Raw genomic sequence first — 7,651 nt, forward strand, 5'->3', positions numbered from 1 at the left:
TGACCTCGGGCGCGGAGATGCGCAAGAACCGGCTGGGCGTCATGAGCAAGGCCGAGACCCTGATCAAGGCCCTGCCGTGGCTGGAGCGGTTCCACGGCACGACCGTCGTGATCAAGTACGGCGGGCACGCCATGACCGACGAGGAGCTGCGCCACTCCTTCGCCGAGGACGTGGTGTTCCTGCGCTACGCGGGGCTGAAGCCCGTGATCGTGCACGGCGGCGGTCCGCAGATCAACGCGGCGCTGGCCCGCAACGGCATCGACTCGACGTTCACCGCCGGCCTGCGGGTCACCACCCCGGAGGCCATGGAGGTCGTCCGGATGGTGCTGACCGGGCAGGTGCAGCGCGACGTCGTCGGGCTGATCAACCGGCACGGCCCGTTCGCGGTCGGCATGTCCGGCGAGGACGCGAACCTGTTCACCGCCGAGCGCAAGCGGGCGGTCGTGGACGGCGCGCCCGTCGACATCGGCCAGGTCGGCGAGATCGTCGAGGTGCAGGTCGGGGCCGTGCGGGCGCTGCTGGACGACGGCCGCGTCCCGGTGGTCTCCAGCATCGCGCGCGGCGACGACGGCGAGGTCTACAACGTCAACGCCGACACCGCCGCCGCCGCGCTGGCCGTCGCGCTCGACGCGGCGAAGCTCGTCGTCCTCACCGACGTCGAGGGCCTCTACGCCGACTGGCCCGACAGCGACGACGTCATCGACAGGCTCACCACCGACGAGCTGGCCGTGCTGCTGCCGGACCTGTCGGCGGGGATGGTGCCCAAGATGGAGGCCTGCCTCGCGGCCGTGCGCGGCGGCGTCCCGCAGGCCCACGTCCTGGACGGCCGGGTCCTGCACTCGCTGCTGCTGGAGATCTTCACCGACGAAGGGATCGGAACGATGGTGCTGCCCAGCCCTCCGGGGGCGACCGGGGCGGAGGAGACCTCATGAGCGATCTCAGGGAGCGGTTCGAGGCGGCGTTCATGCCGAACTACGGCGTCCCGCCCGTGGCGCTCGCGCGCGGCGAGGGCTGCCGGGTGTGGGACACCGGCGGCCGCGAGTACCTCGACCTCATCGCGGGGATCGCGGTCAGCTCGCTCGGGCACGGCCACCCCGCGCTCGTCGAGGCGGTGGCGTCCCAGGCCGCGACCATCGCGCACACGTCCAACCTCTTCCTGCACGAGCCGGAGGTGCTGCTCGCCGAGCGGCTGCGGGAGCTGCTGGGCGGCGACGGCAAGGTGTTCCTGGCCAACAGCGGCACCGAGGCGAACGAGTGCGCGCTCAAGCTCGCCCTCAAGTACGGGAAGGCGAACGGGCGCCCGTACGTCGTCGCGGCCGAGGACGGCTTCCACGGCCGGACGCTCGGCGCGCTGAGCCTGACGGGCAAGGCCGCGATCCGGGAGCCGTTCGGGCCGTTCGGCATCGACGTCCGCTTCGTCCCGTACGGGGACGCGGGCGCGCTCGAGGCCGCGGTGGACGAGCACTGCGCGGCGGTGTTCCTGGAGCCCACCCAGGGCGAGGCCGGGGTCGTCCCGCCGCCGGACGGCTACTTCGCCGCCGTCCGCCGGATCTGCGACGCGGCGGGCGCGCTGTTCGTCGCCGACGAGATCCAGTCCGCGATCGGCCGCACCGGCACCTGGTTCGCCTTCGAGCACGAGGACGCCAGGCCCGACGTCCTCACCCTCGCCAAGGGCCTCGGCGGCGGCCTGCCGATCGGGGCGTGCGTCGCGTTCGGCCCGCACGGCGACCTGTTCGCCAAGGGCGACCACGGCAGCACGTTCGGCGGCAACCCGGTCGCCGCGGCGGCGGCCCTCGCCGTCCTCACCACCATCGAGAAGGACGGCCTGCTCGCCCACGCCGCCTCCGTGGGGGAGTCCCTCGCCGCCGGCCTCGACGCCGTCGACCACCCGCTGCTCGCGGGCGTGCGGGGCCGCGGGCTGTGGCTGGCGACCGTGCTGACCGGGCCGCACGCGGCCGCGGTGGAGGCCGCCGCCCGCGACGCGGGCTTCCTGGTCAACGCGCTCCGGCCGGACGCGGTGCGCCTCGCGCCGCCGCTGGTCCTGACCGCCGAGCAGGCGGACTCGTTCACCGAGGCGTTCCCCGGTATCCTCGACGCCGCCGCCACCGAGCAGGAGAAGCGACCGTGACCAGGCACTTTCTGCGGGACGACGACCTCACCCCCGGCGAGCAGGCCGAAGTCCTCGACCTCGCCGCGCAGGTGAAGAAGGACCGCTTCGGCCACCGGCCGCTGGAGGGCCCGCGCTCGGTGGCCGTGCTGTTCGACAAGCCGTCCACGCGGACCCGGCTGTCGTTCGCCGTCGGCATCGCCGAGCTCGGCGGCAACCCCCTGGTGATGGACGCGGGAACGAGCCAGCTCGGCCGCGGCGAGACCATCGCCGACACCGCCCGCGTCCTCGAACGCCAGGTCAGCGCCATCGTGTGGCGCACGGCCGGGCAGGAGCGCATCGAGGAGATGGCCGCCGGCACCGCGGTCCCGGTCGTCAACGCCCTCACCGACGAGTTCCACCCCTGCCAGATCCTCGCCGATCTCCAGACGGTCCGGGAGGCCAAGGGCGGCCTCGCCGGCGCCACCCTCGCCTACTTCGGCGACGGCGCCAACAACATGGCGCACTCCTACCTGCTCGGCGGAGCCACCGCGGGGATGCACGTCCGGATCGGCGCCCCCGCCTCCCTGCCGCCCGACCCCGCGGTCGTCGCGCGCGCGACGGAGATCGCGGCCGCGACCGGCGGGTCCGTGACGGTCACCGCCGACGCCGCCGCGGCCGCCGCGGGAGCCGACGTCCTCGCCACCGACACGTGGGTGTCGATGGGCCAGGACGGCAAGGACACCTCGCTGTACGAGCCGTACTCGGTGACCGAGGGGCTGCTCGCACTCGCCGACCCCGAAGCGATCGTGCTGCACTGCCTGCCCGCCTACCGCGGCAAGGAGATCGCCGCCTCCGTCCTCGACGGCCCGCGGAGCCGGGTCTGGGACGAGGCCGAGAACCGGCTGCACGCGCAGAAGGCGCTGCTCGTGTGGCTCCTGGAGCGCTCCCGGTGACGACCCCCATGACCAAGGCCGCGCGGCACGCCCGGGTGATCGAGCTGCTGACCCGGCACCCCGTCCACTCGCAGGGGGAGCTCGCGAAGCTCCTCGGGGACGAGGGCGTCGAGGTCACCCAGGCCACGCTGTCCCGCGACCTGGTCGAGATCGGCGCGGTGAAGCTGCGCGCCGACGACGGCAGCCTGATCTATGCCGTCCCGGGCGAGGGCGGCGAGCGGATCCGCCGCGCCCGCACCGGCGCCGCCGAGACCTTCACCGGGCGGCTCTCCCGGCTCGCCGCCGAGCTGCTGGTGTCGGCCGAGGCGTCGGCGAACCTGGTCATGGTGCGGACCCCGCCGGGCGCGGCCCAGTACCTGGCCTCGGCGATCGACCACGCCGAGTGGCCGTCCATCCTCGGCACCGTCGCGGGCGACGACTCCATCCTCGTCATCGCCCGCGACCCCGACGGCGGGGAGGACGTCGCCCAGGCGCTGCTGCGGCTGACCAGTACGCGCGAGCGACGAACCCAGGGGCCGGGAGGCCCCGTTCACGACCCGTCCTGACCCGCGGGACGCGGCGGATTCGCCGTACGCTGTTGCGGACGCCGGCGCCGCGGCGTCCGGCGGGTGCGTCCGTTCCGTACCCGTGCGGGGCGGCGTGGTGAGATGGCAGTTGACCGAACGACCAGTGGTGGGAAGAAGAGGATTCTCCGTGACCAAGGCACCGACGCGGCTGTGGGGCGGCCGGTTCGAAGGCGGCCCGTCGGACGCGCTCGCGCGGCTCTCGGTGAGCGTCCAGTTCGACTGGCGGCTCGCCCCCTACGACCTGATGGGATCGCGCGCGCACGCACGCGTCCTCAACCGGGCGGGCCTGCTCACCGACGACGAGCTCGAGCGCATGATCGGTGCCCTGGACGACCTGGAGGAGGCGTGCCGGAGCGGCGAGTTCCGGCCCACGGTCGCCGACGAGGACGTCCACACCGCCCTTGAGCGCGGCCTGCTGGAGCGCCTCGGCGCCCTCGGCGGCAAGCTGCGCGCCGGCCGCAGCCGCAACGACCAGGTCGCCACCGACCTGCGCCTGTACCTGCGCGACCACGTCCGGCAGATCGTGTCGCGGCTGGTCGAGCTGGAGACCGCGCTCATCGCGCAGGCCGAGCACAACCTCGGCGTCGCCGCGCCCGGCATGACCCACCTGCAGCACGCCCAGCCCGTGCTGTTCTCCCACCAGCTCCTCGCGCACGTCCAGCCGCTCACCCGCGACATCGACCGGCTGCGCGACTGGGACCGCCGCGCCGCCGTGTCCCCGCTCGGCTCCGGCGCCCTCGCCGGCTCCTCCCTGCCGCTCGACCCGCAGGCCACCGCCGCCGAGCTCGGCTTCGACGCCGCCGCGCCCAACTCCATGGACGCCGTCGCCGACCGCGACTTCGTCGCCGAGTTCCTCTTCGCGGCCGCCCTGATCGGCGTGCACCTCTCCCGCCTCGGCGAGGAGGTCTGCCTGTGGGCCTCGCAGGAGTTCCGCTGGATCGAGATGGACGACACCTACGCCACCGGGTCGTCGATCATGCCCCAGAAGAAGAACCCCGACGTCGCCGAGCTGGCGCGCGGCAAGGCCGGCCGCCTCATCGGGCACCTCGTCGGCCTGCTCACCACTCTGAAGGGCCTCCCGCTCACCTACAACCGCGACCTGCAGGAGGACAAGGAGGGCGCGTTCGACGCCGTCGAGACGCTGCTGCTCGTGCTGCCCGCCATGTCCGGGCTCATCGCGACCATGCGGGTCAACACCGAGCGGCTGGAGGCCCTCGCCCCGGACGGCTTCGCCCTCGCCACCGACCTCGCCGAACTTCTCGTCCGGCGCGGCGTGGCGTTCCGCGACGCCCACGAGGTCGTCGGGCACCTCGTCGTCTGGTGCCAGGTCAACGACAAGGACTTCGACGACCTCACCGACGAGGAGCTCGGCAAGGTGTCGCCGCACCTGACGCCGGACGTCCGCGAGGTGCTGAACGTCCAGGGCGCCCTCGCGTCCCGCAAGGCCTACGGGGGGACGGCGCCCGACCGCGTCCGCGAGCAGATCGGCGCCCTGCGCACGCTCGTCAACGGCCACGCCGCCTGGGCCGCCGGCTCGGACTCCTGAACCGGAGAGGGGCGGCCGTCCTGGTGCAGGCCGCCCCCTAGGCTGGTCGATCGGTGAGGCTTTCCCTAGACCACGGTGAGGCGATGGACGCGGCGGTGCTGCCCAGGGAGTTCTTCGACGGCCCGGTGGAGGAGGTCGCGCCCGCGCTGCTCGGGCACGTGATCAGCCACCGCACCCCGGAGGGGGAGGTGGCCGCTCGGCTCACCGAGGTGGAGGCGTACGCGGGCCCGCTGGACCCGGCGTCCCACGCCTACCGGGGGCGGACCCGGCGCAACGAGGTCATGTTCGGGCCGCCTGGGCACGTCTACGTCTACTTCACCTACGGCATGCACTTCTGCATGAACCTCGTGTGCGGACCGGACGGGACGTCCATGGCGGTGCTGCTCCGCGCCGGCGAGATCATCGAGGGTGAGGACATCGCCCGGGCGCGCCGTCCCCGCTCGACCGTCCGCGACCTGGCCCGCGGCCCGGCCCGGCTCTGCCAGGCCCTCGGCGTCGCCCGCGAGCAGAACGGCCTGGACGTGTGCACGCCGGGCGGGGAGATGACGGTCCTCAGGGGCGAGCCCGCCGACCCGGACCTGATCCGAAACGGGCCCCGCACCGGGGTCAACGGTGCCAAGGAGGTCCCGTGGCGGTTCTGGATCGACGGCGACCCGACCGTCTCCCCGTACCGCCCGCACGTCCCGAGGCAGCGCAGGAACATCACCGCGGGCAAGTGACCCGGCCGCGGTCGCTGCCGCGGTCGGCCGGTACCCGCCCCACCGGGGCGGACGTTGAATATCGTTGGCGTGACAGCCGCCCGCCGGTGCAGGGTGGTGGGCACAGGAAAGCAAGCCGGAGACGAGGGAGACCGTGACCGACATTTTGGATGATCTCGCGTGGCGCGGCCTGATCGCGCAGTCCACCGACCTGGACGAACTGCGGGCGCTGCTCGCCGCGGGACCGGTCACCCTCTATTGCGGCTTCGACCCGACGGCGCCCTCGCTGCACCTCGGCAACCTGATCCAGATCCTCACGCTGCGCCGCTTCCAGAAGGCCGGCCACCGGCCGATCGGCCTGGTCGGCGGCGCCACGGGGCTGATCGGCGACCCGAGCGGCAAGAGCGCCGAGCGCGTCCTGAACTCGGAGGAGACCGTCGCCGGGTGGGTCGAGCGGGTCCGCGGCCAGGTGTCGAAGTTCCTCGACTTCGACGAGGGCCCGACCGCCGCGACCATGGTGAGCAACCTCGACTGGACCGGCCCCATGTCGGCCGTCGAGTTCCTGCGCGACATCGGCAAGCACTTCCCGGTCAACCGGATGCTCGCCCGGGAGACGGTCAAGGCCCGGCTCGACACCACCGGGATGAGCTACACCGAGTTCAGCTACGTCCTGCTCCAGTCCATGGACTTCCTTGAGCTGTACCGGCGCCACGGGTGCCGGCTGCAGACCGGCGGCAGCGACCAGTGGGGCAACCTCACCGCGGGCGTCGACCTGATCCGGCGCGTCGAGGGGGGCAGCGCGCACGCGCTCACCACGCCGCTGCTGACCAAGGCGGACGGGTCCAAGTTCGGCAAGACCGCGGGCGGCGAGACCTACTGGCTCGACCCCGAGCTGACGTCGCCGTACGCGTTCTACCAGTTCTGGATCAACGCCGACGACCGGGACGTGGAGAAGTTCCTGAAGTTCTTCAGCTTCCGTCCCCGCGAGGAGATCGAGGACCTGGTCAAGCAGGGAGCCGACCGGCCGGCCGCGCGGGCCCCGCAGCGGGCGCTCGCCGAGGAGATGACCACGCTCGTGCACGGCGCGGACGAGACCGCCCGGGTCATCGCGGCGTCCCGCGCCCTGTTCGGGCAGGGGTCCCTGGAGGAGCTGGACGAGCGGACGCTGCAAGCCGCCCTCTCCGAGGTGCCCCGCACGGAGGTGCCGGCGGGAGAGCTGCCCTCCGTGGTGGATCTTCTGGCGGCGTCGGGGCTGTGCAAGAGCAAGTCGGAGGCCCGCCGCGCCATCGCCCAGGGCGGCGCCTACCTCAACAACGCGAAGGTCGAGTCGGAGGAGGCCGTACCGGCGGCCACCGACCTGCTGCACGGCCGGTTCCTCGTCCTGCGGCGCGGCAAGCGCAACGTGGGCGGCGTCGAGGTGACCGCCTCCTGACGTGCCCTCCGACCGCCCGTCCGGAACCGCTCCGGGCGGGCGGTCGCCATGAGGAGGGCAAACTTCGGTAGATACACGTCACAGTGCGGTTACGACGGCCCCGCACGGGCATGGTTTGAAGACTGAAAACAGTAGATGACCTGGGGATACATCGTCCGCCGGGGCTGATTTGACGCTCCTGGCGGCGGGACCTAATGTTCTACACGCCCCACGGGGGAGCGGGACGCCGACAGGCGGCCGGCCCCGGGGGAAACCCTCTACAGCCCGAAGCGGGTGAGCCATGGCTTGCCCAAAATGGACTTATGAGGCCGAACCGCCCGAAGTTGAATAAACCAGGACGGATCGGGTACGATTGAAGGGTTGCCCC

7 protein-coding genes are annotated in these 7,651 nt (G+C 72.8%); all 7 read left to right on the top strand.

Going from position 1 to position 7,651, the window contains the following annotated elements:
* Positions 1 to 17: 17 nt before the first annotated feature.
* The 7 genes from argB to tyrS all read left to right on the top strand — a co-directional run bounded on the left by argB (position 18) and on the right by tyrS (position 7,284).
* A complete protein-coding gene (argB, locus tag K4S16_RS42505) occupies positions 18 to 932 on the top strand; it encodes an acetylglutamate kinase (protein ID WP_149264803.1) in 915 nt (304 codons plus the stop codon).
* A complete protein-coding gene (locus K4S16_RS42510; RefSeq protein ID WP_149264781.1) occupies positions 929 to 2,128 on the top strand; it encodes an acetylornithine transaminase in 1,200 nt (399 codons plus the stop codon). The genes argB and K4S16_RS42510 overlap by 4 nt, the downstream gene beginning before the upstream one ends.
* Complete coding sequence (gene argF / locus K4S16_RS42515; protein WP_149264782.1) at positions 2,125 to 3,042, top strand: ornithine carbamoyltransferase; 918 nt, start codon at positions 2,125 to 2,127, stop codon at positions 3,040 to 3,042. The genes K4S16_RS42510 and argF overlap by 4 nt, the downstream gene beginning before the upstream one ends.
* A gap of 8 nt (positions 3,043 to 3,050) precedes the next feature.
* A complete protein-coding gene (locus K4S16_RS42520; RefSeq protein WP_149264804.1) occupies positions 3,051 to 3,587 on the top strand; it encodes an arginine repressor in 537 nt (178 codons plus the stop codon).
* A gap of 148 nt (positions 3,588 to 3,735) precedes the next feature.
* A complete protein-coding gene (argH, locus tag K4S16_RS42525; protein ID WP_200842439.1) occupies positions 3,736 to 5,154 on the top strand; it encodes an argininosuccinate lyase in 1,419 nt (472 codons plus the stop codon).
* Between the two features lie 53 nt (positions 5,155 to 5,207).
* Positions 5,208 to 5,873, top strand: a complete 666-nt coding sequence (locus tag K4S16_RS42530) for a DNA-3-methyladenine glycosylase (protein WP_375708368.1) — start codon at positions 5,208 to 5,210, stop codon at positions 5,871 to 5,873.
* 133 nt (positions 5,874 to 6,006) lie between these two features.
* On the top strand, positions 6,007 to 7,284 hold the full coding sequence (tyrS, locus tag K4S16_RS42535) for a tyrosine--tRNA ligase (protein ID WP_149264784.1): 1,278 nt from the start codon (positions 6,007 to 6,009) through the stop codon (positions 7,282 to 7,284).
* Positions 7,285 to 7,651 lie beyond the last annotated feature (367 nt).

Origin of the sequence: Actinomadura sp. K4S16, assembly GCF_008327685.1 — a bacterium.
Classification (GTDB): Bacteria; Actinomycetota; Actinomycetes; order Streptosporangiales; family Streptosporangiaceae; genus Spirillospora.